Source organism: Nocardioides sp. (genome assembly GCF_031422975.1).
Taxonomy (GTDB): domain Bacteria; phylum Actinomycetota; class Actinomycetes; order Propionibacteriales; family Nocardioidaceae; genus Nocardioides.
This window is the reverse complement of the sequence record NZ_JANPEO010000433.1, coordinates 1-2,809: the sequence shown is the minus strand read 5'-3', so window position 1 is coordinate 2,809 and position 2,809 is coordinate 1. Positions and strand designations below refer to the sequence as shown.

At 68.9% G+C, this 2,809-nt stretch carries 3 protein-coding genes; 1 reads left to right on the top strand and 2 read right to left on the bottom strand.

Annotation, left to right across the window (positions count from 1 at the left end; all coding sequences use genetic code 11):
• A partial coding sequence (locus tag RMO85_RS13075; RefSeq protein WP_310529163.1) for an ATP-binding protein occupies positions 1-2,056 on the top strand: 2,056 nt, incomplete at its 5' end.
• On the opposite strand, the gene RMO85_RS13070 is transcribed toward RMO85_RS13075, so the two are convergent.
• Both RMO85_RS13070 and RMO85_RS13065 read right to left on the bottom strand, forming a co-directional pair.
• The gene (locus RMO85_RS13070) at positions 2,037-2,408 is read right to left on the bottom strand and encodes a response regulator transcription factor (protein ID WP_310529162.1); all 372 of its coding nucleotides are present in this window, start codon (positions 2,406-2,408) and stop codon (positions 2,037-2,039) included. The genes RMO85_RS13075 and RMO85_RS13070 overlap by 20 nt on opposite strands.
• Positions 2,405-2,809 (bottom strand): helix-turn-helix domain-containing protein (locus tag RMO85_RS13065; RefSeq protein ID WP_310529161.1); only part of this gene is annotated, 405 nt, incomplete at its 5' end. The genes RMO85_RS13065 and RMO85_RS13070, both read right to left, overlap by 4 nt.

Here is a 2,809-nt window from a genome sequence, read left to right as displayed (position 1 = left end):
GGCCGCCGCCGGGGCGATCGGGGCTGCCAACGTTCACCTCTTCCTGGGCGCCCCCTTCACGTTCACCCTGCGCAACATTGCCGCCTCTCACACGGCCGCCATCCTGGTCATCGTCCCGGCCATCCTTTTCCTGCACGACCGACCAGCCGGCTCGGCGCGGTTCATCCGTCGGGTCCGGATCGAGCTGCTGGCGCAGGTAGCCGTCGCGGTCGGCGTCGTGGCCGCCGTGTTCGCACCGTCACAGGAGTTGACCCTGGCCTACGCAGTGCTGCCGCTGTTCACCTGGGCCGCACTGCGCTTCACCCCTCTCGTCCTCGCCTGGGAGTTGGTGGCCACGGGCATAGCCGTGACCCTCTTGACCAGTGCCGGCAACGGCCCGTTCAGCATCGTGCCGGGGACGTCGCCCGCGACCGCCGGTGCCCTCGTGCAGAGCTATCTGATCGTCTGCGTCATCGGCAGCCTGCCGCTGGCCGTGGCCGTGGCCGAGAACCGACGTGCGCTCAGCGCTTCCCTGGAGGATCGCCAACACCTCGCCAGAGAACGGGACCTGACCGACGCGGTGCTCGACGCGATGGAGTCCTTGATCGTCGTGCTGGATCACCAGGGCATCGTGCTCCGGGTCAACCGGGCCGTGGAGAGGCTGACCGGCCTTGGCGCAGACGCCTTGGTGGGCCGTCCCTTTGCGGGGATGCTGGTGCGGGGCGAGGAGTTCGACGCTCTGCGTGCCGACGTCGGGGCCGGGCACACGGGTCAGGGGCGAGAGCTGCTGTGGCGAGACCGGGACTCCGCTCACCGGCAGGTCATCTGCACCGTCGGGCCGTTGATGGACGGCGGTGGTGGCGAAGGGAGCGTCGTGGCGGGCGTCGAGGTGTCGACCCTGCGCCGCACGGAGAACCTTCTCAGGTCCGTGCTCGACGCCACGACCGGTACGCCGGTCATCGGCACGGACGCGTCCGGCGTCATCACCTTCTTCAACCGCGGTGCCGAGCTTCTCCTGGGCTACTCATCCGAAGACCTTGTCGGAGTGGCGAGCCCCGAACTGTTCCACGACGCCGCCGAGGTCGAGGCCCGGGCGCGTGAGCTCGGGATCGCGCCGGGCTTCGAGGTCTTCGTGCATGAAGCGTCTGCCAATGGCGTCCCCGAACGACGGGACTGGACCTACGTCACGCAGAACTCGCAGCGAGTGACCGTCAGCCTGACCGTCACTGCGATGCGCGATGTGGGCGGCCGGGTCTCTGGGTACCTCGGAGTCGCCGAGGACGTCACCGAGCGCCGTGCCGCCGAGGACGCGCTGGCGCACGCGCTCGAGCAGGAGCGAGAGGCTGTCCAGGCCCTGCACGAAGTCGGCCGGATCAAGTCGGCGTTCGTGTCGTCCACGAGCCACGAGCTGCGCACACCCCTGACGAGCGTTCTGGGCTTCACCCAACTGCTCGAGAACGAGGTCATGGGTCCCGTGAACGACCAGCAGCGGCGGCTCCTGGAAGGAGTCGAACGTGGCGGTCGACGCCTTCTCGAGCTCATCGAGAACCTGCTGACGCTGTCGCAGGTGGAGAGCCACGGGCTCGAGGTCGACCGAGAGCCCCTCGACCTGCGCGACGTGGTCGCCGAAGCGATCGAGGCCACCAAGGAAGTCCTGCGCCCGCGGGACCTCGAGCTGGTTGCGCCCGAGGATCCCCCGCCGGCCGCGGTGACCGGGGACCGGCAGCAGCTGGAGCGTGCGGTCATCAACCTCATCACCAACGCCATCAAGTTCACCGAGGACGGCGGCCGGATCACGGTGGCGATCACGCAGAGCGACCAGTCGGTCGCGGTGGCGGTGTCGGACACCGGCATCGGGATCCCTCCCGCCGAGCAGAGCTCGCTGTTCACCCGCTTCTTCCGGAGCAGCACAGCCCAGGCTGCGGCCATTCCGGGGACGGGGCTGGGTCTGTCGATCGTGCGCGAGATCGTGGACGCACACGACGGAACGATCGAGGTGATGTCGCGCCCGGGACAGGGCACCACCATGACGATGTCGTTTCCTCGTGACGACTCCCTCAGCCGGGCGACCGGGTGAGGAGGCGCGTGAGCCTGGCGAGGACGTCGTCCACGTCGAACGGCTTGACGACATAGTCATCTGCGCCGGCGAGCAGCCCGTTGGCGCGGTCCTCCTCGCTGGCCCGGGCCGTCAGCAGCATCACCGGGACCTGCTCGCCGAACCTGGAGCGCAGCTGCCGCGTCACCTCGAGCCCGTCCATCCCTGGCATCGACACGTCCAGCAGGACGACGTCGGGAACCCGGGCGGCGTACGCCTCGATGACCTCAGGGCCGGTACCGACCAGGTCGACGCTGAAGCCTGCGCCCCCGAGCAGGATCCCCAGCAGGGTCGCGACATCTCGATCGTCCTCCCCCATCAGAACGTGTTTCATGGCTTCCCCCGTTCGGCGAGGGCTGTGACCAGCCTCGCGACCCTCGCAGTGAGGGCGTCAAGATGCTCGAAGGTGTCAGTGAGCGACGTTCCTGACAGCTCGGACGGTCGCGAGCGGGTCATGAGCTGCACTGCCATCCGCAGCGCCGTCGTGGCGTTCGCGAGCTCATGGAGCACGTCGCCGGGGTATGCCGGCGCCGGGACTGCTGCGAGCTCGCTGCTGTCACCACCACGCAGCGGAGCGATCCACCGGTAGCCGGAGCCGCTCTCGGTCCGGATGTAGACCGGCGAGGAAGCGTGGTCCTCGATCTTGGCCCTGAGGGTCCGCACGTGGGTGCGAAGGGCGTCCCGTGTCTCCTCGCCGTGCCCGGTGCCCCAGATCTCCTGCAACAGCCAGCGGTG